This is a genomic window from Pseudomonas sp. PIC25, from assembly GCF_002286785.1.
Classification (GTDB): domain Bacteria; phylum Pseudomonadota; class Gammaproteobacteria; order Pseudomonadales; family Pseudomonadaceae; genus Pseudomonas_M.
This window is the reverse complement of the sequence record NZ_MUJY01000163.1, coordinates 12,123-36,208: the sequence shown is the minus strand read 5'-3', so window position 1 is coordinate 36,208 and position 24,086 is coordinate 12,123. Positions and strand designations below refer to the sequence as shown.

Genomic DNA, 24,086 nt, shown 5'->3' with positions numbered 1-24,086 from the left:
CCCGAACGGAGCGGCGGCAGAGCCCTATCCGGCTTGCTATGGTTGCTGACGATCGGGCCGAAAGGCCCCGCCTGACGGGATATCGGGATGCGCCACCTTGTACTTTGCCTGCTTTTGCTCCTCTCCCTGCACGCCACGGCCGAGGAGACGCCGCTGGTGGGCAATGCCTATTCGCCGCCGAAGATCTACAGCGAGAAAGGGCAGACGCTGGGCATCCTGGCGGATATCGTGCGCTACGCCGACGAGGTGCTGGAAGATGAACGCTTCGACCTCCAGCTCTATCCCTGGGCACGGGCCTACAACATGGCCGAGCACGCGCGGGCGGGCATCATCGGCCTGTCGATGACCGAGGAACGGCTGGGCATCTTCGACTACTCCGAGCCGGTGTTCTATGACGAGGTCATCGTGGTGGTGCGCCGGGGCCAGGCCTTTCCGTTCAAGCACATCGAGGACCTGCGTGGGCGCCGGGTCGGCATCGGCCTGGGAGGCTCGTTCGGCGAAGCCTTCGAACGGGCGAAACGGGAAGGCAGCCTGGTGGTGGTGGAGGACAACGGACCGACGATGCGCCTGAGAAAGCTGCTCGCCGGTCGCATCGACGCGGCCCTGATCAACCCCGGCCGCGCCGGCCTGCTCCGCGCCCTGCAACAGGACGCCGAACTGGCGTCACGGGCGGATGAATTCGAGGTACTGCCCATCCCCTTGCTGCGCGATCCCAACTACCTCGCCTTCCACAAGAGCCTGCACCGTGGCGCGACGCTACGCGCCTTCAACGAAGTCATTCGCCGTGGCTACGAGAACGGCGACATTCCCCGCATCATCGAGCGCTATACGGATCTCTAGCCGGGCTGCTGGTGAGCCAGCTTCCGATATAGCCGCTGCAACGGCCCGACCACCGCCAGCACCACGGCACCGGCCAGGATGCCAAACAGCAGGTTCAGCAGCGTCGGCGCCAGCGCCTCCAGCAGGCCACCGATCCCCGCCACGCCACCGGCAGCGTGGGCAAGGTCATGGATCGCCTGGTTCGCCAGCGGAATGCCGTGGGTGAGAATGCCGCCGCCGACCATGAACATCGCTGCGGTCCCCACGACCGACAGTCCCTTCATCAGGAACGGCGCGGCACGCAGGATGCCGCGTCCGAGGCTGCGCGCCAGCGGGCTGCCCAGGCGGCTGAGGTAAAGCCCGCCGTCATCCAGCTTGACGATGCCGGCCACCAGGCCGTAGACCCCCACCGTCATGATCACCGCGATGCCGCAGAGCACCGCCACCTGCGAGGCGAACGTCGCCGTGGCGACAGTCCCCAGGGTGATGGCGATGATCTCTGCCGACAGTACGAAATCGGTGCGGATCGCGCCTTTCACCTTGTCCCGCTCGAACGCCACCATGTCCACCGAGGGATTGGCGATGGCCTCCGCCAACTGATCGTGCTCGGCGCTGTCCTCCTCCTTGCTGTGCAGCAGCTTGTGCGCCAGCTTCTCGAAGCCCTCGAAGCAGAGGAAGGCGCCGCCGACCATCAGCAAGGGCGTCACCGCCCAAGGAATGAAGGCACTGATCAGCAACGCCGCCGGCACCAGGATCGCCTTGTTCAGCATCGATCCCTTGGCCACCGCCCAGACCACCGGCAGCTCGCGGTCAGCATTCACGCCGGAGACCTGCTGAGCGTTCAGCGCCAAGTCATCGCCCAGCACGCCGGCGGTCTTCTTCGCCGCGACCTTGGTCATCACGGCCACATCGTCGAGAACGCTGGCGATATCGTCGATCAGGGTTAACAGGCTGGCTCCGGCCACGGGTTGCTCCTTGAAAGGATGGAAATCGGGGGCGACATGATAGTGCGGACGATGCCGCAGAGCAGCCCAGTCTAGCGAGAGACCCGCAGACGGCGCACCGGTTCGGCGAGAGAAGGCAGACGATGTGCCGATCTGCCGCACGAACCGTGCAGTCGATCACGCCCCTCTGCCAGCCGACGAACGGCAAGCACCGCCCACGAGCGGGAGGGTCATAAACGAAGCTCACCAGCGAGCCGACACGGAAGCCAGGCTGTATCCGTGCGTTTATCCGCACCATATGGAGATACAGTCAATGCTCACTGCCCTGCCTACCTTCCGGCCGGCCCATGCCGGCTTCCTGCTCGCCCTCCTGGCCTGCCAGGCCAACGCCGCCGACCTGAGAGTCACCAAGTTCACCGATAGCCTCGACGGCGCCTGCGATGCCGATTGCTCCCTGCGCGAAGCCGTGCAACACGCCAACATGACCGCCGAGCCCGACCGCATCATTCTGACGTCCGGCACCTACAGCCTGAGCCTGGCGCCAGCCCGTGACGGCGCCCGCATCCTGCAGGAGGACGAAAACCAGAACGGTGATCTCGATGTGATGTTCAGTGACCTGACCATTTACACCGTCGGCGCCGGCCGGATCGTCATCGATGGCCTGCGCAACGACCGCCTGTTCGACGTCCATCCAGGCACACAACTCAACCTGCGGGGCGTCATCCTGCAGAACGGCCTCACCTCCAGCTTCGGCGGCGCGCTACGCAACCGGGGAGAGACCAACCTGCGCAAGGTCGCGATGGAAAACAGCGCGGCGATTGCCGAGATCGGTGCCGGTGGCGCCATCGCCAACTTCGGCCGGCTGAACATCACCTCTTCGCGCTTTTCCAACAACGAAACCTACGCCGATGCTGGCTCCGGCGAAGGCGGTGCGATCTACAACGCCGCGCAGGGTTGGCTGGAAGTGCGCACCAGCGTCTTCGAAGGCAACGTCAGCTACGACAACGTCGACACGGGGCGCGGCGCCGCCCTTTATAACGAAGGCCTGGCCGACATCGCCCGCAGCTCGTTCATCGGCAACAAGGGCGGCGAGTACGGCAACGGCTCCGCCATCCTCAATGCCGAGGGCGGGCTGCTCAAGTTGACCAACAGCACCCTCAGCGGTAACCGCGGCTACTACGGCACCGGTGCCTTCTCCAACGGCCAATGGGGCAGCCGCAACAACGCCAACACCGAAGCGCTGCTGATCAACGTCACCATTGCCGACAACACCGGCGGCGCCGCCCTGCTCAACCTGGGCAAGCTGACCGCACGCAACAGCATCGTCGCCGGCAACTACTTCATTCCTGACGAAGGCCCTAACCGCCCGGCCAACTGCCGCAACGGCGAAGGCGCCAGCTTTCAAGCCCGCGGCCTGATGCTCGGTAAGGATAACCAGGGCTGCGCCGCCGACCTGCCGATCGACGACAGCCTGACGTTCACCCAGATCCTCGAACCCCTCGCCGATCCCTCCCTCGCCACTCCCCTGTATCCGTTACTGGAGAACAGCCCGGCCATCGATGCCGCTATCGGCAATTGCCCGCAAACCGACCAGCGCAGAGTCGCCCGTCCACAGGACGGCAACGGTGATGGCGTGGCGGTGTGCGACCTGGGAGCGTATGAGCTGAAGCCATTCTGACCGGCCATCAACCGCCCAAGAAAAAGCCCCGCCCGGATCACCCGGGCGGGGCTTTTTCATCGCCGCTGCGAATCAGACCTTGCTGCGCTCGTAGCGCTTGCGGTCGTTCTCGTTGAGCAGCTTCTTACGCAGGCGAATGGACTTCGGCGTCACTTCCACCAGCTCGTCTTCGTCGATGAATTCCAGAGCCTGCTCCAGGGTGAATTTCAGCGCCGGGGTCAGCTGGATGGTCTCGTCCTTGCCGGAAGCACGCATGTTGTCGAGCTTCTTGGCCTTGGTCGGGTTGATCACCAGGTCGTTGTCGCGGCTGTGGATGCCTGCCAACTGGCCTTCGTAGATCTCGTCGCCAGGGGAGAGGAACAGCTTGCCGCGGTCCTGCAGGGTTTCCAGCGAGTAGGTCAGCGCGGTACCGGTGGCCATGGACACCAGCACGCCGTTCTGGCGGTGAGCCACTTCGCCAGCCTTGATCGGGCCGTAGTGGCTGAAGGTGCTGGTGAGGATGCCGGTGCCCGAGGTCATGGTCAGGAAGGCGTTACGGAAACCGATCAGGCCGCGCGCCGGAATGATGTACTCCAGGCGGATACGACCCTTGCCGTCGGGGATCATGTTGGTCATGTCGCCCTTGCGCAGCCCCATCTGCTCCATCACCGGGCCCTGGTGCTGCTCCTCGATGTCGATGGTGACGTTCTCGTAGGGCTCCTGCTTCTCGCCGGCCTCGTTCTCGATGATCACCACTTCCGGACGGCCCACGGCCAGTTCGAAGCCTTCGCGGCGCATGGTTTCGATCAGCACGGAGAGGTGCAGTTCGCCACGGCCGGAGACCTTGAACTTCTCCGGGCTGTCGCCTTGCTCGACGCGCAGGGCCACGTTGTGCAGCAGCTCCTTCTCCAGGCGATCCTTGATGTTGCGGCTGGTGACGAACTTGCCTTCCTTGCCGGCGAACGGCGAGTCGTTGACCTGGAAGGTCATGCTCACGGTCGGTTGGTCGACGGTCAGCGGCGGCAGCGCCTCGACGTTCTGCGGGTCGCACAGGGTATCGGAGATGTACAGCTCGTCCATGCCGCTGACGCAGACGATGTCGCCCGCTTCGGCTTCCGGCACTTCGACGCGCTGCAGGCCGTGGTGACCCATGATCTTCAGAATACGGCCGTTGCGCTTGTTGCCCTTGGCGTCGACGGCGACCACCGGGGTGTTGGCCTTGACCCGGCCGCGGGTGATGCGGCCGATGCCGATCACGCCGAGGAAGCTGTTGTAGTCCAGCTGGGAAATCTGCATCTGGAACGAGCCCTCGAGGTCCACCACCGGGGCCGGTACGTGGTCGATGATGGCCTGGAACAGGGCGTCCATGTTGTCGTCCATCTTCTCGTGGTCGAGGCCGGCGATGCCGTTCAGGGCACTGGCGTAGACGATCGGGAAGTCGAGCTGCTCATCGGTGGCGCCAAGGTTGTCGAACAGGTCGAAGATCTGGTCGATGACCCAGTCCGGACGCGCGCCGGGACGGTCGATCTTGTTCACCACCACGATCGGACGCAGGCCGGCCTTGAACGCCTTCTGGGTCACGAAGCGGGTCTGCGGCATGGGGCCGTCCTGGGCGTCGACCACCAGCAGCACGGAGTCGACCATCGACATCACGCGCTCCACCTCGCCACCGAAGTCGGCGTGGCCGGGGGTGTCGACGATGTTGATGTTGTAGCCGTTCCACTTGATGGCGGTGTTCTTCGCCAGGATGGTGATGCCGCGTTCCTTTTCCTGGTCGTTGGAATCCATCACGCGCTCGCTTTCGGCTTCCTTGCGGTCAAGGGTGCCGGACAGCTTGAGCAGCTTGTCGACGAGGGTGGTCTTGCCATGGTCGACGTGGGCGATGATGGCGATGTTGCGAAGTTTTTCGATCACGGTTTTTTCCTAGAAGAGAGCGGCAAGCCTCAAGCCGCAGCTGCAAGTAAAAGCATTAAAGGCAGCAGCACGCTTCAAGCCGCACGCTGCAAGTAAAAGCCCTGAAAAGCCGGTCGGGAGGATGCCGGCGGCGCCGCGCGCTGCGACGAATGTGACAGGTTCTCATGACTGTTCGCTCTTCCCTTGCAGCTTGTCGCTTGCGGCTTGGGCCTGCCCGAAGGGCCTGTAGACACGCACATTCGCATGCCCTTCGTGTAACAGGTGGTGAGCATGCAGGCGGCTCATGACACCTTTATCGCAATACAGCAGGTACTGGCGATTCTCATCCAGTTCCTTGAAGCGGCTGTTGATCGCATAGAACGGCATGGTTCTGACTTCGACGCCGTCCAGGTCGAGCGGTTCGTCATCGACGGCGTCCGGGTGACGGATGTCCAGCACGATCTGGCCGGGCAGCGCTTCGCTCACCTCTTCCACCTGCAAATCTTCGTCCAGCTCGTCGATCACCCGGTCGATGGTCACCTGCCGGGCCCGCTCGAGGGCACGCTCGAGGATCGCCATGTCGAACTGCGACTCTTCGTAGACGATGCGTGCCGGCTTGGCCCGGGTGGTCGGGTTCACCGAAATCACGCCGCAGTACTCCGGCATGTGCATGGCGAACTCGGCGGTACCGATGCGCATGGCGGTGTCGATGATGTCCTGCTTGTGGCTGGCGATCAGCGGACGCAGCACCAGCATGTCGGTGGCCGAATCGATCACCGAGAGGTTCGGCAGGGTCTGGCTGGACACCTGGGAAATCGCTTCGCCGGTGACCAGTGCATCGAGTTGCAGACGCTCGGCGACGCGGGTCGCGGCGCGCAGCATCATACGCTTGAGCACCACGCCCATCTGGCTGTTGTCGACCTTGGCGAGAATCTCACCCACCACTTCTTCGAACGGCACGCTGACGAACAGCACGCGCTGCGAACGGCCGAACTTCTCCCAGAGGTAGTGGGCGACTTCCATCACCCCCAGCTCATGGGCGCGGCCGCCCAGGTTGAAGAAGCAGAAGTGCGTCATCAACCCGCGACGCATCATCTGGTAGGCCGCCACGGTGGAATCGAAGCCACCGGACATCAGTACCAGGGTCTGCTCCAGCGAGCCCAACGGATAGCCGCCGATACTGTCGTGCTGGCTATGGATGATGAACAGCCGCTGGTCGCGGATTTCCATCCGCACTTCCACTTCCGGCGCCTTCAGCGAAATCCCGGCGGCACCGCACTGCTGGCGCAGACAGCCGCCGACATAGCGCTCGACCTCCATGGAGGTAAAAGGGTGCTTGCCGGCGCGCTTGCAGCGCACGGCGAAAATCTTGCCCGGCAACTGGTCGGCGAAGTGCAGCTTGCACTTTTCCAGGATGTCGTCGAAATCGCCCAGCGGATATTCGTGCACTTCGAGGAAGTGGGCGATGCCCGGCGTGCAGGTCAGGCGTTCCACCATCTCGCGCAGAGCCTTCGGCTCGCGGACCGAGGTTTCCACCTCGAGGTTGTCCCACACGCCGTTCACCACCAGATCGGGATCAAGGTCACGCAGCACCGTGCGAATGTTCTTCGCCAGCTGGCGAATGAAACGCTTGCGCACCGGACTGCTCTTGATGGTGATTTCCGGAAAGACCTTGACGATGAGTTTCATGAAAAAGCCGGTGTGGGACGGGGCGCCGAAAAAGAGGGGCGCGGATTATAGCGGAAATTGCTCAAGGTTTAATCAGCAATCTCTGCCTCGATTTGCAATGCACCAAAATAGAGCTATTGATTTAAATGGCGCACTGAAAAGGTGCGCAATTTTCCTTTAAATATCCTGCCAAGCCCCGCTACGCCTGACTTGAAGCGGCTCACACCATTCCAGGGCACTGGCATGCAATTTGCTCCCTTGTGAGGCAGGTTGCCCTGGCGGAATATTCCCGCCGGCTTCACCCATTCGTGGGGGCATAACAGACCCTGCCCTCATCCACCTGGAGGACATCATGTCGAAGGCGCTTCAACTGATTAAAGACAATGACGTGAAGTGGATTGATCTGCGCTTCACCGATACCAAAGGCAAGCAGCAGCACGTCACCATGCCGGCCCGCGATGCGGACGACGACTTCTTCGAATACGGCAAGATGTTCGACGGCTCCTCGATCGCCGGCTGGAAGGGCATCGAAGCGTCCGACATGATCCTGATGCCGGACGACAGCACCGCCGTCCTGGACCCGTTCACCGAAGAGCCGACCCTGATCCTCGTCTGCGACATCATCGAGCCCTCCACCATGCAGGGTTACGAGCGCGACCCGCGCGGCATCGCCCGCCGCGCCGAGGAGTACCTGAAGTCCACCGGCATCGGCGACACCGCTTTCTTCGGTCCGGAGCCCGAGTTCTTCATCTTCGACGAAGTGAAGTTCAAGTCGGACATCTCCGGCTCCATGTTCAAGATTTTCTCCGAGCAAGCCTCCTGGAACACCGACGCCGACATCGACGGCGGCAACAAGGGCCACCGTCCGGGCGTCAAGGGCGGCTACTTCCCGGTACCGCCGGTCGACCACGACCACGAAATCCGTACCGCCATGTGCAACGCCCTGGAAGAAATGGGCCTGGTGGTCGAAGTTCACCACCACGAAGTGGCGACTGCCGGCCAGAACGAAATCGGCGTCAAGTTCAACACCCTGGTCGCCAAGGCCGACGAAGTGCAGACCCTGAAGTACTGCGTGCACAACGTTGCCGACGCCTACGGCAAGACCGTGACCTTCATGCCGAAGCCGCTGTATGGCGACAACGGCTCGGGCATGCACGTGCACATGTCGATCTCCAAGGACGGCAAGAACACCTTCGCGGGTGAAGGCTATGCCGGCCTGTCCGAGACCGCCCTGTACTTCATCGGCGGCATCATCAAGCACGGCAAGGCCCTGAACGGCTTCACCAACCCGGCAACCAACTCCTACAAGCGTCTGGTTCCGGGCTTCGAAGCCCCGGTCATGCTGGCCTACTCCGCTCGCAACCGTTCCGCCTCGATCCGTATCCCGTACGTCAACAGCCCGAAAGCCCGCCGTATCGAAGCGCGCTTCCCGGACCCGGCGTGCAACCCCTACCTGGCCTTCGCCGCTCTGCTGATGGCCGGTCTGGACGGTATCCAGAACAAGATTCACCCCGGCGATGCCGCCGACAAGAACCTGTATGACCTGCCGCCGGAAGAGGCGAAGGAAATCCCGCAGGTTTGCGGCAGCCTGAAGGAAGCGCTGGAAGCCCTGGACGCCGACCGCGCCTTCCTGACCAAGGGCGGCGTGTTCACCGACGAGTTCATCGATGCCTACATCGAGCTGAAGAGCGAAGAAGAAATCAAGGTGCGCACCTTCGTGCACCCGCTGGAATACGACCTGTACTACAGCGTCTGATCCAGACATACCGCGCGAGCGGCATGACTCAGAGGCCTCCTTCGGGAGGCCTCTTTTTATTTGCGCCCCGAAAGATTTTGCGCGGTGACACGCTCCTGAGTCATCGTGCTTGCCAGGTGCCCCGCACGGTGCAAGGCTTAGCGCCAGAAACTCACGGGAGAGCGCCATGCGCCTGCTAATTGCCTGCCTGATCGGCACCCTGGCCTTGTCGGCCACGGCCGCACAGATCTACAAATACACCGATGCCAACGGCAATGTCGTCTATACCAACCAGCCTCCGGAAGGCGTGCAGGCCGAAGAGGTGGACGTGAAGGCGCCGAACACGGTGGAAATGAGCGCACCGCCCCCTGCGCTTCCCAGCCAGGCCGAGCAACCCGCCGCCGGAAACCCGTACAGCGTACTCGAACTGACCGGTATTCCGGATGACGAGGCGATGCGCGCCAACAACGGGACCTTCAGCGTGGGCGTGGCCTTGGAGCCCCGCCTGCAGCGTGGCCACCTGCTGCGTCTGGTCCTGGATGGCCAGCCTTACGGCCAGCCCACCAACGTGCCCCACATACAACTGGTCAATATCGACCGGGGCGAACACAGCCTGGTGGTGGAAGTACTCAGCGGCGACCACGTCGTCCAGCGGAGCGACGCGAAGACCTTCGCCGTGCAACGGGTCAATACCAAGAGCCCGGCCCTGCGCCCGGCACCTGCTCCCAAGCCCACCCCGAAACCCAGCAACTGATCATGCGAAGCCTGCTGTTCTGCCTGCTATTGATCGGCCTGCCGGCCGTCGCCGAGGTCTACACCTACATCGATGCCGAGGGAAATCGTGTTTTCACCGACCGACCGCGCTCCGGCAGCGCCGAGCGCATCCTGCTCGCGCCAGCCAATGCCATGCCGGCAGCACCGGTCGTCATCGCACCGCCTTCCCCACCCCAGACAGTGATCGCGCCAGCCTACCAGCTCCTGCGCATTCTGCTTCCCGAACCCGACGCCACCATCCGCGACAACACCGGCAACCTCATCGTCACCCTGGTCAGCGAACCGGGCTTGCTGGCGGGGCACACCTACCGGCTGTTCGTCGATGGCCAGCCCGCCGGCGCACCGAGCCGGAGCCCGGTGTTTCCGCTGAGCAACCTGGATCGCGGCACGCATCAGCTGGCGGCGGAAATCATCGACGAGAGCGGACGCATCCTCGAACGTACTCCGAACCAGCCCGTCCATATCAAGCGCATCTCCCTGGCCCAGAAGCGCCTGGCCAACCCCTGCAAGAAAGACGACTACGGCGTGCGCCCGGAATGCCCGCTGAAGGACAAACCCAAGGAAAAGCCCAGCATCCTGCCCTTCCTCTGACCTCGAAACACGATGCGCACCATTTCGGTGCACATAGCTGCACCACTTCCTATACTTTCCCCAAATTGGTTCGCCTCCCTTCACTGCTTTGCGCCGAAACGTGCCGGCGCGCACCCAGGGCGCAGTCGATACGCGTCTTTTCGGGGCTTTGGTTTGCTTTTTGCATTTTTCTGCCCAACGCCGGAGCTATGGGTTTGTAGACCCCGATCATGACTATCAACGACACCCTGCACCGACTGCTGCTCGACAACCTCACCACCGCGACCATTCTGCTCAACGCCGAATTGCGCCTCGAGTACATGAACCCGGCGGCGGAGATGCTGCTGGCGGTCAGCGGTCAACGTAGCCACGGGCAATTCATCAGCGAGCTGTTCACCGAGTCGCCCGAGGCCTTGCAGTCGCTCCGCCAGGCGGTCGAGCAGGCCCACCCCTTCACCAAGCGCGAGGCGATGCTGACCTCGCTGACCGGCCAGACGCTGACGGTGGATTACGCGGTGACGCCCATCATCAACCGGCGCGAAACCCTGCTGCTGCTGGAAGTCCACCCGCGCGACCGGCTGCTGCGGATCACCAAGGAAGAGGCCCAGCTCTCCAAGCAGGAGACCACCAAGCTGCTGGTAAGAGGGCTAGCCCACGAGATCAAGAACCCGCTCGGCGGCATCCGCGGCGCTGCGCAACTGCTCTCCCGCGAGCTGCCGGACGAAAGCCTCAAGGACTACACCAACGTCATCATCGAAGAGGCCGACCGGCTGAGAAACCTGGTCGACCGCATGCTCGGCTCGAACAAGCTGCCGTCGCTGGCGATGACCAACGTCCACGAAGTGCTCGAGCGGGTCAGCAGCCTGGTCGAGGCCGAAAGCCAGGGACGCATCACTTTGGTGCGTGACTACGACCCGAGCATCCCCGAAGTCCTGATCGACCGCGAGCAGATGATCCAGGCGGTGCTCAACATCGTGCGCAACGCCATGCAGGCATTGGCCAGCCAGAGCGACCTGCGCCTCGGCCGCATCAGCCTGCGCACCCGCACGCTGCGCCAGTTCACCATCGGCCACACCCGTCACCGGCTGGTGTGCAAGGTGGAGATCATCGACAACGGCCCCGGCATCCCGCAGGAGCTGCAGGAAACCATTTTCTATCCCATGGTCAGCGGCCGCCCTGACGGTACCGGGCTGGGGCTGGCCATCACCCAGAACATCATTAGTCAGCACCAGGGCCTGATCGAGTGCGAAAGCCATCCCGGCCATACCGTGTTCTCGATCTTCCTGCCGCTGGAACAAGGAGCCGTATCCCCATGAGCCGAAGCGAAACCGTCTGGATCGTCGACGACGACCGCTCCATCCGCTGGGTACTGGAAAAAGCCCTGCAACAGGAAGGGATGACCATCCAGAGCTTCGACAATGCGGACAGCGTGCTCAACCGCCTGTCCCGCCAGCAGCCGGACGTGATCATTTCGGACATCCGCATGCCCGGCGCCAGCGGCCTCGATCTGCTGGCCCGAATCCGCGAGCTGTATCCGCGGCTGCCGGTGATCATCATGACCGCGCATTCCGACCTGGACAGCGCCGTGGCGTCCTACCAGGGCGGCGCCTTCGAATACCTGCCCAAGCCGTTCGACGTGGACGAAGCGGTCTCCCTGGTCAAGCGCGCCAACCTTCACGCCCAGGAACAGCAGGGCTTGGAGACTCCGGCCAACCTGACGCGCACGCCGGAGATCATTGGTGAAGCGCCGGCCATGCAGGAGGTCTTCCGCGCCATCGGCCGCCTGAGCCACTCGAACATCACCGTGCTGATCAACGGCGAGTCCGGCACCGGTAAGGAACTGGTCGCCCATGCTCTGCACCGGCATAGCCCGCGAGCGGCCTCCCCGTTCATCGCCCTGAACATGGCGGCGATTCCGAAGGATTTGATGGAGTCCGAACTGTTCGGTCACGAGAAAGGCGCCTTCACCGGCGCGGCCAACCAGCGGCGCGGCCGCTTCGAGCAGGCCGACGGTGGCACCCTTTTCCTCGACGAGATCGGCGATATGCCGGCCGACACCCAGACCCGCCTGCTGCGCGTCCTGGCCGACGGCGAGTTCTACCGGGTCGGTGGCCATACACCGGTCAAGGTGGACGTGCGGATCATCGCCGCCACCCACCAGAATCTGGAAAACCTGGTCCAGGCCGGCAAGTTCCGCGAGGACTTGTTCCACCGGCTCAACGTCATCCGCATCCACATTCCGCGCCTGGCCGACCGCCGCGAGGACATCCCCGCCCTGGCCCGCCATTTCCTCAGCCGCGCCGCCCAGGAACTGTCGGTCGAACCCAAGCTGCTCAAGAGCGAAACCGAAGACTACCTGATGAACCTGCCCTGGCCGGGCAACGTTCGCCAGTTGGAGAACACCTGCCGCTGGATCACCGTGATGGCCTCCGGGCGCGAGGTGCACGTCGACGACCTGCCGCCGGAACTGCTGACCCAGCCCCAGGACGCAACACCAGTGACCAACTGGGAACAGGCATTGCGCCAGTGGGCCGATCAGGCGCTGACACGCGGGCAGTCCAGCCTGCTCGACAGCGCCGTGCCGACCTTCGAGCGGATCATGATCGAAACCGCGCTGAAACACACCGCCGGCCGCCGCCGCGATGCCGCCATCCTGCTCGGCTGGGGACGCAATACCCTGACCCGTAAGATCAAGGAGCTGGGCATGAAGGTGGATGGCGGCGACGACGACGAAGGCGACGACTCCTAAGGCTTCATCCGACAAGGCCACGGCCGGTTCAATCCGGCCCCACTACTCACCGCCCCGGCCCCTCCTCTCGTAAGGGCGAATTCATTCGCCCTCTCTTCTTTGCCCTAACACTCCCCCCATAGACAGCACAGCCCAGCCAAGGCGAAGCACCTCGGGCTGGTCCGGCGTCTTCAACGAAAAATTCGAGCGAGACTGAAACTATACGGTCACGAAAAGGACCAATAATACCTCGGCGGTATCCGAGCGCTTCCAAGGATGGCCTCTGAGAAATTGGCACGCGCCCTGCATTATGGAAAGTGACCACCAGTTTCGGGGGCCTTGGTACAGGCAGGCCGGGGATTCCCCTCTTTTATTCCTCCCGCAGGCTGATCGACAGCCGCCACTGCCCGTCCACTTCCGCAGCCTCCCAGGCGCCGCGGAGTGGGCGGGCAGCCACGAATCGCAGTAAAAACCCCTTATCTCCTCTCTGTAGCCGCCAATTAACGGGTTTTCCCGCGAGTTCGACGCGTCCTGTACGCGCTCGGGCAACCGCCTCGACGGACAGTGCAAATGCACCATCCAAGTGCTCCACGAACACTTTTGGCTCATGGTCGAACCACAGAACCAACCCCGCCGGATGCTCTTCGACCCGCTGCAGGACCGCCGGCTCCGATTGCGTGAGACGCCCGATCATCAGCCCGACCAGAAAGCCGGTCAGCGCCAGCGAAGCGAGAAAGCGCAGCCACAGGCGCGGCCGAGGGTCTTCTTCGGGGTTAGAATGCTGCCCGTCCTCAGTGTCGGAGCCGTGCATGTTTCACGTGATCCTCTTTCAACCGGAAATACCGCCGAACACCGGCAACATTATCAGGCTCTGCGCCAACACCGGCTGCGCATTGCATCTGATCGAGCCACTGGGCTTCGAACTGGACGACAAGCGCCTGCGCCGCGCCGGCCTGGACTACCACGAATACGCCACGCTGAAGCGCCACCCGGACCTGTCGTCCTGCCTGGACAGCCTTGGCCATCCTCGCGTCTTCGCCTTCACCACCAAAGGCACCCAGCCCTACCATGAGGTCCGCTACCAGCCGGGCGATGCCTTTCTCTTCGGCCCGGAAAGCCGTGGCCTGCCACAGGAAATCCGCGACAGCCTGCCGGCCGAGCAGCGGCTGCGCTTGCCGATGCGCGAGGGCTGCCGCAGCCTCAACCTGTCCAACACCGTCGCGGTCGCCGTCTACGAGGCTTGGCGACAACAGGGGTTCGCCCTGTAGAGAGGCGATAAAAAAGCGCCCCGAGGGGCGCTTCATGGCATTGCCGCAACCGACTTACTGAATCGCGCTGGGCGCCTCGCCGGCCGCCTGCATGCGCGCCAGTTCCTGGGCATACAGGGCGTCGAAGTTCACCGGAGCCAGCATCAACGCCGGGAAGGAACCGCGGGTGACCAGGCTGTCCAGCGTCTCGCGGGCATAGGGGAACAGGATGTTCGGGCAGAAGGCGCCAAGGGTATGGCTCATGGACGCCGCGTCCAGGCCCTTGATCAGGAAGATACCGGCCTGCTGGACTTCGGCGATGAAAGCGACCTCTTCACCGTTCTTCACGGTAACCGACAGGGTCAGCACCACTTCATGAAAATCGGCCTCGAGGTGCTTCTGGCGGGTATTGAGGTCCAGGGAAACGCTCGGCGACCACTCCTGGCGGAAGATTTCAGGGCTTTTCGGGGCCTCGAAGGACAGGTCGCGCACATAGATGCGCTGCAGGGAGAATTGCGGCCCTTGGCCGTTCTGGGTGGAGCCGTTCGCTTGTTGGTCGGTCATGGCAGAGCCTTCTTGTCTTGCGTTGCGAGAGGGGGCGGAAAGCCCCCGAGTCAGGATTGGGCAGCTTCCGCCAGACGCGCATCCAGCTTGCCGGCGCGCTCCAGCGCATAAAGATCGTCACAGCCACCGATATGGGCACCGTTGATCCAAATCTGCGGCACCGAGGTACGTCCCGCCTTGCGGGCCATCTCGGCACGCAGGTCAGGCTTGCCGTCGACTGGGATTTCCTCGAAGGAAACGCCCTTGTGGTTCAGCAACTGCTTGGCGCGGATGCAATAGGGACACCAGGCGGTGGTATAGATAACGATCTTGGACATATCACTTCACCAGCGGTAGGTTGTCTCCCCGCCAGCTGGCAATCCCACCGGACAGCTTGGCGGCCGTGTAGCCGGCCTTCTTCAGCTCGCGGCAGACGGTGCCGGCGTGCTGGCCCATGGCATCGACCACGATGATGGTCTTGGCCTTGTGCTTTTCCAGCTCGGCTATGCGGTTGACCAGCTTCTCATAAGGAATGTTCAAGGCGTCGACGATGTGCCCGCCATCGAACTCCTTCTTCGCGCGCACGTCCAACACCACGGCCTGCTCGCCATTGACCAACGCGGTCAGTTCGCGAGTGGAGAGGCTCCGGCCGCCACGGCGCAGCTCGGTGATGATCAGGAGCACCAGCAACACAAGGAACAGGCTGCTGAGCACATAGTGATGAGAGATAAATTCAATCAGCTTGGCGACCATCGATAGATTCCAGGACGGTAAAATGCCGGCCAGTATACACAGGCCCCGATGCTGGCTGAACCCTGATGAGCCGTGACGCCAACCGTGTCAGACATTAGAATGCCGACCTTTTCGACCACCCCTCAAGAGTCGACCCCATGACTGCGACGCCCAAACCTCTGGTATTGATCATCCTGGACGGCTTCGGTCACAGCGACAGCCCCGAATACAACGCCATTCATGCCGCCAACACCCCGGTCTACGACCGCCTGCGCGCCACACAACCGCACGGTCTGATCTCCGGTTCGGGCATGGACGTCGGCCTGCCGGACGGCCAGATGGGCAACTCCGAAGTGGGACACATGAACCTCGGCGCCGGCCGTGTCGTCTACCAAGACTTCACCCGCGTGACCAAGGCGATCCGCGACGGCGAGTTCTTCGACAACCCGGCCATCGTCGCCGCGGTGGACAAGGCCGTCAGTGCCGGCAAGGCGGTGCATATCCTCGGCCTGCTGTCCGATGGTGGCGTGCACAGCCATCAGGACCACCTGGCCGCAATGGCCGAGATGGCGGCCAAGCGCGGCGCCGAGAAAATCTACCTGCACGCTTTCCTTGACGGCCGCGACACGCCGCCGAAGAGCGCGCAGAGCTACATAGAAGTGCTCGACGCCACCTTCGCCCGTCTCGGCAAGGGCCGCATCGCCTCGCTGATCGGCCGCTACTACGCCATGGACCGCGATAACCGCTGGGACCGCGTCCAGGCCGCCTACGAGTTGATCGTCGATGGGAAGGCCGAGCACCTCGCCGACACGGCGGTCGACGGCCTCAATGCCGCCTACGAGCGCGGCGAAAGCGACGAGTTCGTCAAGGCCACCGCCATAGGCTCGCCGGTGAGGGTCGAGGACGGCGACGCCGTGGTGTTCATGAACTTCCGCGCCGACCGCGCCCGCGAGCTGACCCGCGCCTTCGTCGAGCCCGGATTCAAAGAATTCGAGCGCAGCCGCGTACCGCCCCTGGCCGGCTTCGTCATGCTCACCCAGTATTCCGCCAGCATCCAGGCTCCCTGCGCCTTCGCGCCGGAACCGCTGACCAACGTACTCGGCGAATACTTGGCGAAGAACGGTAAAACCCAGCTGCGCATCGCCGAGACCGAGAAATACGCCCACGTCACCTTCTTCTTCTCCGGCGGCCGTGAAGAGCCGTTCGAAGGCGAGGAACGCATCCTCATCCCGTCGCCGAAGGTCGCCACTTATGACCTGCAGCCGGAAATGAGCGCGCCGGAAGTCACCGACCGCATCGTCGAAGCCATCGAACAGCAGCGCTACGACGTGATCGTGGTCAACTACGCCAACGGCGACATGGTCGGCCACACCGGAGTCTTCGAGGCGGCGGTCAAGGCCGTCGAATGCCTGGATACCTGCATGGGCCGGATCGTCGACGCGCTGGACAAGGTGGGCGGCGAAGCGTTGATCACCGCCGACCACGGCAACGTCGAGCAGATGGAAGACGAAACCACCGGCCAGGCGCACACCGCGCATACCTGCGAACCGGTACCGTTCATCTACGTCGGCAAGCGCAAGCTGCACATCCGCGAAGGCGGTGTGCTGGCCGACGTGGCGCCGACCATGCTCAAGCTGCTCGGCCTGCCGCAACCGTCGGAAATGACCGGTCGCTCGATCGTCGAACTGGACTGAGCCCGGCGCTGCGGGCCATTCGGCAACCTGGCGGCCCATCGCCGCCAGGCGCTCGGATTGCCGACATGGCTTGCAGCCCGACGCCGAATTTTTAGGCATACTTAGGGCCGATTCCTCTCCCCCGGTGTCGCACGCCATGCTCCGCGCCCTCGCCCTCGTTGTTCTTGCCGGCCTGTTCAACCAGGCCATTGCCGACCAACGCGCCGAAACTCAGCAGCAACTGGAGGCGGCGCGCAAGGATGTCGCCGAACTGAAGAAGCTGCTCGAGCAATTGCAGCAGGAGAAATCCGGCGTCCAGAAAGAGCTGCGCTCCACCGAAACCGAAATGGGCGAGCTGGAAAAGCAGGTCAAGAGCCTTGAAAACGAGCTGAAGAAGAGCGAGGACGAGATCCAGCGCCTCAACCAGGAGAAAAAAAAACTCCAGGACGCGCGCCTTGAGCAACAACGACTGATCGGCATCCAGGCCCGTGCCGCCTACCAGAGCGGTCGCCAGGAATACCTGAAACTGCTGCTCAACCAGCAGGAGCCGGAGAAGTTTTCGCGCACCCTTACCTACTACGACTACCTCAGCCAAGCGCGGCTGGAGCAGCTCGAAACCTTCAACGAAACCCTGCGCCAACTGGCCAATGTGGAAAACGACATCGCCACCCAGCAGGCCCAGCTCTCGGAGCAGCGCAGCGCCCTCGACGGCCGCCGCGAACAGCTCGCGGCGGTACGCCAGGAGCGCCAGCAGGCACTGGCCAAGCTGAACCGCGAATACTCCGCTGGCGGCCAGAAGCTGAAAGCCCGCCAGCAGGAGCAGGCCGAACTGGCCCAGGTGCTTAAGACCATCGAGGAAACCCTGGCACGCCAGGCCCGGGAAGCCGAGGAAGCCCGCCAGCGCGCACTCGCCGAGCAGCGGCGCCAGCAGCAGGAACAGTCACGCCCCGGTCGCCCGGCCCCGACCGACGGCCCTCTGGTGTCCAGCGCCGGCACCAGCTACGGCGGCCCCTTCTCCCAGGCCAAGGGCAAGCTGCCATGGCCGGTGGATGGCCGTCTCGTCGCCCGCTACGGCACTCCGCGCGGCAGCGACGCTCGAACCAAGTGGGACGGCGTTCTGATCGGCGCCGCGGCCGGCAGCCAGGTACGCGCCGTCCACGGCGGACGCGTGGTGTTCGCCGACTGGTTGCGCGGCGCGGGGCTTCTCGTCATTCTCGACCATGGCAATGGTTATCTGAGCCTCTACGGGCACAACCAGAGCCTCTTGAAAGATGCCGGAGACATCGTCAAGGCTGGCGAGCCTATCGCCACCGTCGGTACCAGCGGCGGCCAGAATACGCCCGCGCTGTACTTCGCCATTCGCCAGCAGGGCCGCCCCAGCGACCCCGCTTTATGGTGTCGTGCGCAAGGATAGCGCGCCCCTCATCACCCTTTGGAGTTGAACATGCCGCAAGTGCGCCGTTTTGCCCGCCCCACCTCGTTCGCCCTGGCATTGACGCTGGGCGTTGCCATCGGCAACGCCTGGGCCCAGGAGCCGCCGGCCTCCACGGCACCGGCCCCCGAGGCGGTCCCCGCGCAGAACAAGGCACCGCTGCCGCTCGACGAGCTGCGCACTTTCGCCGAGGTGCTCGACCGTATCAAGGCTGCCTACGTCGAGCCGGTGGATGACAAAACCCTGCTGGAAAACGCCATCAAGGGCATGCTCAGCAATCTCGACCCGCACTCGGCCTACCTCGAGCCGGAGGCGTTCGCCGAGCTGCAGGAAAGCACCAGCGGCGAATTCGGCGGTCTTGGCATCGAAGTCGGCGTGGAAGACGGCTTCATCAAGGTCGTTTCGCCGATCGACGATACCCCTGCCTCCAAGGCCGGCATCGAGGCCGGCGATCTCATCGTCAAGATCGACGGCCAGCCGACCAAGGGCCTGTCGATGATGGAAGCGGTGGAAAAGATGCGCGGCAAACCCGGCAGCAAGATCACGCTGACCCTGGTGCGCGAAGGCGGCAAGCCCTTCGACGTCGAGCTGACCCGCGCGGTGATCAAGGTCAAGAGCGTGAAGAGCCAGTTGCTCGAACCGGGCTACGGTTACATCCGCATCACCCAGTTCCAGATCAACAGCGGCGAAGAAGTCGGCAAGGCCCTCGCCAGGCTGAAAAAGGACAACGGCGGCAAGAAACTCAACGGTCTGGTCCTCGATCTGCGCAACAACCCCGGCGGGGTGCTGCAGGCGGCCGTAGAGGTCTCCGACCACTTCCTCACCAAGGGGCTGATCGTCTACACCAAGGGCCGTATCGCCAACTCCGAGCTACGTTTCTCCGCCGACCCGGCCGACGCCAGCGAAGGCGTGCCGCTGGTGGTGCTGATCAACGGCGGCAGTGCCTCCGCCTCGGAGATCGTCGCCGGCGCCCTCCAGGATCACAAGCGCGGCGTGCTGATGGGTACCGACACCTTCGGCAAGGGCTCGGTGCAGACCGTCCTGCCGTTGAACAACGACCGCGGCCTGAAGCTCACCACCGCCCTCTACTACACGCCGAACGGCCGCTCGATCCAGGCCCAGGGCATCGAGCCGGACATCGAAGTCGGCCGCGCCAAGCTGACCCGCGAACAGGACGGTGAGAACTTCCGCGAAGCGGACCTGCAAGGGCACCTCGGCAACGGTAACGGCGGCGAGGACAGGCCAAGCAGCAAGCAGAAGGAGCGCAGCAAGGACCCGCGTCCGCAGGACGACGACTACCAGCTGGGGCAAGCCCTCAACCTGCTGAAAGGCCTGAGCGTCACCCGCGGCGAATAACCGGTGCGGGGTTGGGCGCTGCTACTGCTGCTGGGCGCGGCAATGGCCTGTGCCCAGCCTTCGGCGCCCCGAAGTCATTCCGCCCGGCTCAGCCTGGTCATCGACGACCTCGGCCAGAACCTGACGCGCGACCGCCGCGTCCTGGCCCTGCCCGGCCCCGTGGCGATGGCCATCCTGCCGGACACACCTCACGCCACCGAACTGGCCCGGGAGGCATACGCCGCCGGTAAGACGGTCATGCTGCACTTGCCCATGGACCCTGCCGAAGGGCCTTTTTCCTGGCACCCCGAACAGCCGGCCGCCGAGCGCTTCGAGCGCATCGAGGCCGCCTTGCGTGCCGTGCCCCATGCCCGTGGCCTGAACAACCACATGGGTAGCCGGATGACTGCCGATATACCGCCCATGGCCGGACTGATGAACGAACTGCAGCGCCGCCATCTGTTCTTTCTCGACAGCCGGACCAGCGCCAGCACCCACGCCGCCGCCGAAGCCCAGCGCATTGGCCTGGCCAGCCTGTCGCGCGATATCTTCCTCGATGACGATCCGTCACCCGAAGCCATCGCCCGACAGTTCGAGCGAGCCGTCGAACTGGCACGCCGGCAGGGATCGGCGGTGATGATCGGGCACCCCTACCCGTCCACCCTGGCCGTGCTCGAACGCGAGCTGCCGCGGCTCGCCGCACAGGGTATCGAATGGATAGAGATCAGGCAGATGATCGCCGTGCGCGGCAATCGGGCAATGGCTGCGCACGGGAAGGCGGGCATCTACCGCTGACGGGCTCCCTGTCGGGAACCCGATCGGGATCGGTCAGAGGTAGTTCTTGGTGATGTCGTCGACGAAGCCTTCGGCACGCAGCTCATCGAGCGCTTTCTGCAGACGTTGTACCACTTCGTCCGGCGTGTCCTTGTTCAGCGCCAGGTAAAGCTCGGCCTTGTTGAACGTCATGACAATCCGCAGACCGCTGATCCCTTCCTGGCGGGCCATGTAGCGACCAGCAGGATCATCGGTGGCCCACAGGTCGATCTGTCCCTTGGCCAGCTTGCGGGCGTTCTCCTGGTCGCGCAAGGCAACCACCATGGGAATGTTCTTGCTTTCCAGGTGCTGCGTCACCGCGTTGTTCTTGTAGGCGCCAATCTTGAATTTGGCGGCCTCTTCCAGCGAGTTGACATTGATCTTGCTATCCGGCCCCGCGACCAATACCCAGGACGTGCTCCCCAACGGCCCCACCCATTTGAACAGCGGCTCGCGCTCGGGCGTGAAAGTCGTGGAGAAAAGACCGTAGTTCGGCTTTTCGAGGGTCAGACGATACAGGCGGTCCCAGGGGAAGCGCAGGCTGAGGGTATAGTTGATGCCGGCCCGCTTGAACATCTCGCGAACGATATCGGCGCTGATCCCGTCGATACCCTCGTCGCGGGCAAAGTTCTTGTCGTCCACCGCCATGTTGAAAGGCGGGAAGTTTTCCGTCAGCAGCACCACCTTGTAGTCAGGCGGCAACTCGGCACGGGCCACGCTGGCCCCCATCACCAAACCCAGCAGAACGGCCCTTTTCAACAGTTTCAGCATGACTGCAGCGCTCCCCATCGTTGTTTTGATTGTCACCATCCCTTGGGGTGTATCCGGCCCATCCTGGCCCAGGCCGGTGGCAGCCGGCCCACTTACAGGTAGCGGTCGAAGACACCATCGACGAAGCCCTCGGCGCGCAACCCGTCCAGTGCGGACTGCAATTTCGCCACGACTTCGTCCGGTACCTCCTTGTTCAGCGCCAGATAGAGTTTGGCACTGTCGAAACGCAATACGGTCTTCAGCCCGGACACACCTTCCTGGCGTGCCAGATAGCGCCCGGCGGGATCGCCGGTGGCCCAGAGGTCGATCTGCCCACGCACCAGCTTGTGGGCGTTCTCCTGGTCACGCAGTGAGGTGATCGGCTCCAGGCCGTTTTCCTGCAGGTATTCGGCAATCGCATCGCCCTTGTAGGCGCCGACCCGGTAGGCCTTGGCTTCCGCCAGGCTGGCCAGCGTAATGGGGCTGTCCGCCCTGGCCAGCATCACCCAATCGTCCGGCCCTATCGGCCCTACCCACTTGAACAACTCCTCTCGCTCCGGCAGCCGCGCGGTCACGAACACGCCGTGAGCGGGCTTCTCCAAGGCTAGCTTGTAGATGCGGTCCCAGGGAAAACGTAGAGTCAGGCTGTACTTCACACCCGCACGCTCGAACATCTCACGAACGATCTCCGTAGCGATGCCGGAAATGTTCTCGTTTTGCGCGAAATTCTTACCGTTGGTCGCCATGTTGTAAGGCGGGAAGTTTTCCGTCAGCAGCACCACCTCGTAGTTTGGGTCCACCTCAGCATGGGCAGCGCCTGCAAGCACCAAAACGATGCAAGCGAGCCCCAACAGAAAGCGTTTACACATGATCTATTTCGCATTCTTTTTTGAAAAGGAGACATGCAGCATACCCAGCGCCACCATCCTAGCCCAGTGATAATGGCGAAAAAATGGCGCCAGGCCATCGGCCTTCTCTAAAGATAGCGTGCCTTGATCGTCTGCAACTCCCCCGCTTCCCGCATCTCGTCCAAGGCTTTCTGCAACTTCTGAACCAGCTCGTCCGGCGTATCGCGATTCAGCGCCAAGTAAAGCTCGGCGGTGTACAAGCGCTGCACCACTTTGAGTCCATCCAGACCTTCCTGCTTCGCCACGTAACGCCCGTTGGGGTCGGCAGTAACCCAGAGGTCGATCTGCCCCTTCATCAGCTTGCGCACGTTTTCGTTGTCGCGCAGGGCGGTCTGCACGGTCAGGCCACGGTCGGTGAGGTAGCGGCTCTTGGCGTCATCCTTATAGCCGCCGATGCGATAACGCGCGGCATCCTGGAGATTGTTGAGCTGGATCGGGCTGTCCGGCAGGGCGAACAGCACCCAGTCGTTGCTGGCGATGGGGCCGACCCACTTGAATAGGTTTTCCCGCTCCGGCGTCCGTGCGGTGGAAAAGATGCCGTAGCCCGCCTCATCGAGCGCCTGCTGATAGACGCGCTCCCAGGGGAACCGCAGGATCAACTGGCACTCGACCGCCGCGCGCCGGCACATGCCGCGCAGCGTATCGGCACTGATGCCCTGGATGCCCTCGTCGCGAGCGAAATTGCTGCCGTTGGCCGCCATGTTGAAGGGCGCCAGATTCTCGGTGAGCAGGACCAGGGACTCGGCCCGCAGGGGAGCGGCCAGGCAGAACAGACAGACGGCGGCGAGTAGCCGGAAGATAGGCATAGGGACTCCATGTCGCAGAGTGGGAGTGAAATGTGAGGACAAGCGCGGCGGCGGAATCTAGCCGATAACACCGAATCCATTTGTGGACTACCGCACAGGAATGTCGCTTACAACAACACATTTAATATGTGCGGGCAGCAGCGAAATAGACGGCCAGGTTCTGACCGGTACGCTGTCGGCAGGATAGTAACGAGGCAGGCCGGGTGGGCCTTGACGCAAATCAGGCGACCGCTCCGAAGCGCGGCCGCCCGCAGAACGCTCAGCGCACGACGATACCGCGGCTGGCGAGGTAGGCCTTGGCTTCCGGCACGGTGTATTCGCCGAAGTGGAAGATGCTCGCGGCCAGCACCGCATCGGCCTTGCCCTCGAGGATACCGGCGGCGAGATGCTCGAGGTTACCAACCCCGCCCGAGGCGATCACCGGAATACCGACCGTCTCGCTGATGGCACGGGTCACGCCGAGGTCGAAGCCGCTCTTCATACCGTCCTGGTCCATGCTGGTGAGCAGGATCTCGCCGGCACCGAGGTCTTCCATCTTCTTCGCCCAGGCCACGGCATCCAGCCCGGTGGGTTTGCGCCCGCCGTGGGTGAAGATTTCCCAGCGCGGCGTCTCGCCCGGCGTGGAGACCTTCTTCGCGTCGATGGCTACGACGATGCACTGCGAACCGAAACGGGCAGCGGCCTCGCCGACGAACTCGGGGTTGAACACCGCCGCGGTATTGATCGACACCTTGTCCGCACCGGCATTCAGCAGGTTGCGAATGTCTTGCACGGTGCGCACGCCGCCACCGACAGTCAAGGGAATGAACACCTGGCTGGCCATGCGCTCGACGGTATGCAGCGTGGTACCACGGTCGTCCACGCTCGCGGTGATATCGAGGAAGGTGATTTCGTCGGCACCCTGCTCGTCGTAGCGGCGCGCGATTTCGACCGGATCGCCGGCATCGCGGATGTTCTCGAATTTCACGCCCTTGACCACACGACCGTTGTCGACGTCGAGGCAGGGGATGATGCGTTTTGCCAGGGCCATGCTGTTCTCCGAATCGCACGACGGGCCAT

The 24,086-nt window shown here is 63.4% G+C and carries 23 protein-coding genes; 12 read left to right on the top strand and 11 right to left on the bottom strand.

The window, feature by feature from the left end:
- The first annotated feature begins 87 nt into the window (after positions 1-87).
- The gene (locus BZL41_RS20815) at positions 88-840 is read left to right on the top strand and encodes an ABC transporter substrate-binding protein (protein ID WP_095601034.1); all 753 of its coding nucleotides are present in this window, start codon (positions 88-90) and stop codon (positions 838-840) included.
- Here the strand turns inward: BZL41_RS20815 and BZL41_RS20810 are convergent.
- Positions 837-1,784: a DUF808 domain-containing protein gene (locus BZL41_RS20810; RefSeq protein WP_095601033.1), complete on the bottom strand. Its 948-nt coding sequence runs from the start codon at positions 1,782-1,784 to the stop codon at positions 837-839. The two genes, BZL41_RS20815 and BZL41_RS20810, sit on opposite strands and share 4 nt — an antisense overlap.
- Positions 1,785-2,076: 292 nt before the next feature.
- On the opposite strand from BZL41_RS20810, the gene BZL41_RS20805 reads away from it, so the two are divergent.
- On the top strand, positions 2,077-3,441 hold the full coding sequence (locus BZL41_RS20805; protein WP_168191046.1) for a CSLREA domain-containing protein: 1,365 nt from the start codon (positions 2,077-2,079) through the stop codon (positions 3,439-3,441).
- Between the two features lie 72 nt (positions 3,442-3,513).
- Here BZL41_RS20805 and typA read toward each other — a convergent pair whose 3' ends face one another.
- Together typA and thiI are read right to left on the bottom strand one after the other, a co-directional pair.
- Positions 3,514-5,334, bottom strand: a complete 1,821-nt coding sequence (gene typA, locus BZL41_RS20800) for a translational GTPase TypA (protein WP_084335847.1) — start codon at positions 5,332-5,334, stop codon at positions 3,514-3,516.
- Positions 5,335-5,496: 162 nt separating this feature from the next.
- A complete protein-coding gene (gene thiI / locus BZL41_RS20795; protein ID WP_095601031.1) occupies positions 5,497-7,002 on the bottom strand; it encodes a tRNA uracil 4-sulfurtransferase ThiI in 1,506 nt (501 codons plus the stop codon).
- Between the two features lie 331 nt (positions 7,003-7,333).
- Between thiI and glnA the strand changes: the two genes are divergently transcribed.
- The 5 genes from glnA to ntrC all read left to right on the top strand — a co-directional run bounded on the left by glnA (position 7,334) and on the right by ntrC (position 12,809).
- Positions 7,334-8,737: a glutamate--ammonia ligase gene (gene glnA, locus BZL41_RS20790; RefSeq protein ID WP_095601030.1), complete on the top strand. Its 1,404-nt coding sequence runs from the start codon at positions 7,334-7,336 to the stop codon at positions 8,735-8,737.
- Between the two features lie 166 nt (positions 8,738-8,903).
- Positions 8,904-9,470, top strand: a complete 567-nt coding sequence (locus BZL41_RS20785) for a DUF4124 domain-containing protein (protein ID WP_095601029.1) — start codon at positions 8,904-8,906, stop codon at positions 9,468-9,470.
- A gap of 2 nt (positions 9,471-9,472) precedes the next feature.
- A complete protein-coding gene (locus BZL41_RS20780) occupies positions 9,473-10,081 on the top strand; it encodes a DUF4124 domain-containing protein (protein ID WP_174706192.1) in 609 nt (202 codons plus the stop codon).
- Positions 10,082-10,290: 209 nt separating this feature from the next.
- Positions 10,291-11,376: a nitrogen regulation protein NR(II) gene (gene glnL, locus BZL41_RS20775; RefSeq protein ID WP_084335852.1), complete on the top strand. Its 1,086-nt coding sequence runs from the start codon at positions 10,291-10,293 to the stop codon at positions 11,374-11,376.
- Positions 11,373-12,809, top strand: coding sequence for a nitrogen regulation protein NR(I) (gene ntrC, locus BZL41_RS20770; protein WP_084335853.1), 1,437 nt, complete (start codon positions 11,373-11,375; stop codon positions 12,807-12,809). The genes glnL and ntrC overlap by 4 nt, the downstream gene beginning before the upstream one ends.
- Positions 12,810-13,158: 349 nt before the next feature.
- Here the strand turns inward: ntrC and BZL41_RS20765 are convergent, their stop codons facing one another.
- Positions 13,159-13,599, bottom strand: coding sequence for a hypothetical protein (locus tag BZL41_RS20765; protein ID WP_095601027.1), 441 nt, complete (start codon positions 13,597-13,599; stop codon positions 13,159-13,161).
- Here BZL41_RS20765 and trmL point away from each other — a divergent pair.
- Positions 13,598-14,056: a tRNA (uridine(34)/cytosine(34)/5-carboxymethylaminomethyluridine(34)-2'-O)-methyltransferase TrmL gene (gene trmL, locus BZL41_RS20760; RefSeq protein ID WP_095601026.1), complete on the top strand. Its 459-nt coding sequence runs from the start codon at positions 13,598-13,600 to the stop codon at positions 14,054-14,056. The genes BZL41_RS20765 and trmL overlap by 2 nt on opposite strands.
- Before the next feature lie 54 nt (positions 14,057-14,110).
- On the opposite strand, the gene secB is transcribed toward trmL, so the two are convergent.
- Genes secB through BZL41_RS20745 form a run of 3 tightly spaced genes read right to left on the bottom strand, consistent with a single transcriptional unit; the run spans position 14,111 to position 15,331 of the window.
- Positions 14,111-14,599, bottom strand: coding sequence for a protein-export chaperone SecB (secB, locus tag BZL41_RS20755; RefSeq protein WP_084335856.1), 489 nt, complete (start codon positions 14,597-14,599; stop codon positions 14,111-14,113).
- Between the two features lie 50 nt (positions 14,600-14,649).
- The gene (gene grxC / locus BZL41_RS20750; RefSeq protein WP_095601025.1) at positions 14,650-14,916 is read right to left on the bottom strand and encodes a glutaredoxin 3; all 267 of its coding nucleotides are present in this window, start codon (positions 14,914-14,916) and stop codon (positions 14,650-14,652) included.
- 1 nt (position 14,917) lies between these two features.
- Positions 14,918-15,331, bottom strand: coding sequence for a rhodanese-like domain-containing protein (locus BZL41_RS20745; RefSeq protein ID WP_084335858.1), 414 nt, complete (start codon positions 15,329-15,331; stop codon positions 14,918-14,920).
- Between the two features lie 137 nt (positions 15,332-15,468).
- Between BZL41_RS20745 and gpmI the strand changes: the two genes are divergently transcribed.
- The 4 genes from gpmI (at position 15,469) to BZL41_RS20725 (ending at position 20,545) form a co-directional block, all read left to right on the top strand.
- Positions 15,469-17,004: a 2,3-bisphosphoglycerate-independent phosphoglycerate mutase gene (gpmI, locus tag BZL41_RS20740; RefSeq protein WP_095601024.1), complete on the top strand. Its 1,536-nt coding sequence runs from the start codon at positions 15,469-15,471 to the stop codon at positions 17,002-17,004.
- Positions 17,005-17,140: 136 nt separating this feature from the next.
- Positions 17,141-18,397, top strand: coding sequence for a murein hydrolase activator EnvC (locus tag BZL41_RS20735; RefSeq protein ID WP_095601023.1), 1,257 nt, complete (start codon positions 17,141-17,143; stop codon positions 18,395-18,397).
- Positions 18,398-18,427: 30 nt separating this feature from the next.
- Positions 18,428-19,771, top strand: coding sequence for a S41 family peptidase (locus BZL41_RS20730; RefSeq protein ID WP_095601022.1), 1,344 nt, complete (start codon positions 18,428-18,430; stop codon positions 19,769-19,771).
- 42 nt (positions 19,772-19,813) lie between these two features.
- Positions 19,814-20,545: a divergent polysaccharide deacetylase family protein gene (locus tag BZL41_RS20725; RefSeq protein ID WP_095601041.1), complete on the top strand. Its 732-nt coding sequence runs from the start codon at positions 19,814-19,816 to the stop codon at positions 20,543-20,545.
- A 33-nt stretch (positions 20,546-20,578) separates the two neighbouring features.
- Here BZL41_RS20725 and BZL41_RS20720 read toward each other — a convergent pair whose 3' ends face one another.
- From BZL41_RS20720 to hisF, 4 genes are all read right to left on the bottom strand, one after another.
- Complete coding sequence (locus BZL41_RS20720; RefSeq protein ID WP_095601021.1) at positions 20,579-21,334, bottom strand: ABC transporter substrate-binding protein; 756 nt, start codon at positions 21,332-21,334, stop codon at positions 20,579-20,581.
- A 92-nt stretch (positions 21,335-21,426) separates the two neighbouring features.
- A complete protein-coding gene (locus tag BZL41_RS20715; protein ID WP_095601020.1) occupies positions 21,427-22,182 on the bottom strand; it encodes an ABC transporter substrate-binding protein in 756 nt (251 codons plus the stop codon).
- 107 nt (positions 22,183-22,289) lie between these two features.
- Positions 22,290-23,027: an ABC transporter substrate-binding protein gene (locus BZL41_RS20710; RefSeq protein WP_095601019.1), complete on the bottom strand. Its 738-nt coding sequence runs from the start codon at positions 23,025-23,027 to the stop codon at positions 22,290-22,292.
- A 259-nt stretch (positions 23,028-23,286) separates the two neighbouring features.
- Positions 23,287-24,057 carry an imidazole glycerol phosphate synthase subunit HisF gene (gene hisF, locus BZL41_RS20705; RefSeq protein ID WP_095601018.1) on the bottom strand — a complete coding sequence of 257 codons (771 nt, stop codon included), beginning with the start codon at positions 24,055-24,057 and terminating at the stop codon, positions 23,287-23,289.
- Positions 24,058-24,086: the final 29 nt, after the last annotated feature.

What these genes read in the sequence shown, in the direction of transcription:
- gpmI (WP_095601024.1), top strand. Translation starts at nt 15,469, where the DNA reads ATGACTGCGACGCCCAAACCTCTGGTATTGATCATCCTGGACGGCTTC.
- BZL41_RS20815 (WP_095601034.1), top strand. Translation starts at nt 88, where the DNA reads ATGCGCCACCTTGTACTTTGCCTGCTTTTGCTCCTCTCCCTGCACGCC.
- BZL41_RS20785 (WP_095601029.1), top strand. Translation starts at nt 8,904, where the DNA reads ATGCGCCTGCTAATTGCCTGCCTGATCGGCACCCTGGCCTTGTCGGCC.
- BZL41_RS20725 (WP_095601041.1), top strand. Translation starts at nt 19,814, where the DNA reads ATGGCCTGTGCCCAGCCTTCGGCGCCCCGAAGTCATTCCGCCCGGCTC.
- glnA (WP_095601030.1), top strand. Translation starts at nt 7,334, where the DNA reads ATGTCGAAGGCGCTTCAACTGATTAAAGACAATGACGTGAAGTGGATT.
- BZL41_RS20735 (WP_095601023.1), top strand. Translation starts at nt 17,141, where the DNA reads ATGCTCCGCGCCCTCGCCCTCGTTGTTCTTGCCGGCCTGTTCAACCAG.
- ntrC (WP_084335853.1), top strand. Translation starts at nt 11,373, where the DNA reads ATGAGCCGAAGCGAAACCGTCTGGATCGTCGACGACGACCGCTCCATC.
- secB (WP_084335856.1), bottom strand. Translation starts at nt 14,599, where the DNA reads ATGACCGACCAACAAGCGAACGGCTCCACCCAGAACGGCCAAGGGCCG.
- grxC (WP_095601025.1), bottom strand. Translation starts at nt 14,916, where the DNA reads ATGTCCAAGATCGTTATCTATACCACCGCCTGGTGTCCCTATTGCATC.
- BZL41_RS20745 (WP_084335858.1), bottom strand. Translation starts at nt 15,331, where the DNA reads ATGGTCGCCAAGCTGATTGAATTTATCTCTCATCACTATGTGCTCAGC.
- BZL41_RS20765 (WP_095601027.1), bottom strand. Translation starts at nt 13,599, where the DNA reads ATGCACGGCTCCGACACTGAGGACGGGCAGCATTCTAACCCCGAAGAA.
- BZL41_RS20715 (WP_095601020.1), bottom strand. Translation starts at nt 22,182, where the DNA reads ATGTGTAAACGCTTTCTGTTGGGGCTCGCTTGCATCGTTTTGGTGCTT.
- BZL41_RS20805 (WP_168191046.1), top strand. Translation starts at nt 2,077, where the DNA reads ATGCTCACTGCCCTGCCTACCTTCCGGCCGGCCCATGCCGGCTTCCTG.
- BZL41_RS20730 (WP_095601022.1), top strand. Translation starts at nt 18,428, where the DNA reads ATGCCGCAAGTGCGCCGTTTTGCCCGCCCCACCTCGTTCGCCCTGGCA.
- hisF (WP_095601018.1), bottom strand. Translation starts at nt 24,057, where the DNA reads ATGGCCCTGGCAAAACGCATCATCCCCTGCCTCGACGTCGACAACGGT.
- BZL41_RS20720 (WP_095601021.1), bottom strand. Translation starts at nt 21,334, where the DNA reads ATGCTGAAACTGTTGAAAAGGGCCGTTCTGCTGGGTTTGGTGATGGGG.
- BZL41_RS20710 (WP_095601019.1), bottom strand. Translation starts at nt 23,027, where the DNA reads ATGCCTATCTTCCGGCTACTCGCCGCCGTCTGTCTGTTCTGCCTGGCC.
- BZL41_RS20780 (WP_174706192.1), top strand. Translation starts at nt 9,473, where the DNA reads ATGCGAAGCCTGCTGTTCTGCCTGCTATTGATCGGCCTGCCGGCCGTC.
- glnL (WP_084335852.1), top strand. Translation starts at nt 10,291, where the DNA reads ATGACTATCAACGACACCCTGCACCGACTGCTGCTCGACAACCTCACC.
- trmL (WP_095601026.1), top strand. Translation starts at nt 13,598, where the DNA reads ATGTTTCACGTGATCCTCTTTCAACCGGAAATACCGCCGAACACCGGC.
- thiI (WP_095601031.1), bottom strand. Translation starts at nt 7,002, where the DNA reads ATGAAACTCATCGTCAAGGTCTTTCCGGAAATCACCATCAAGAGCAGT.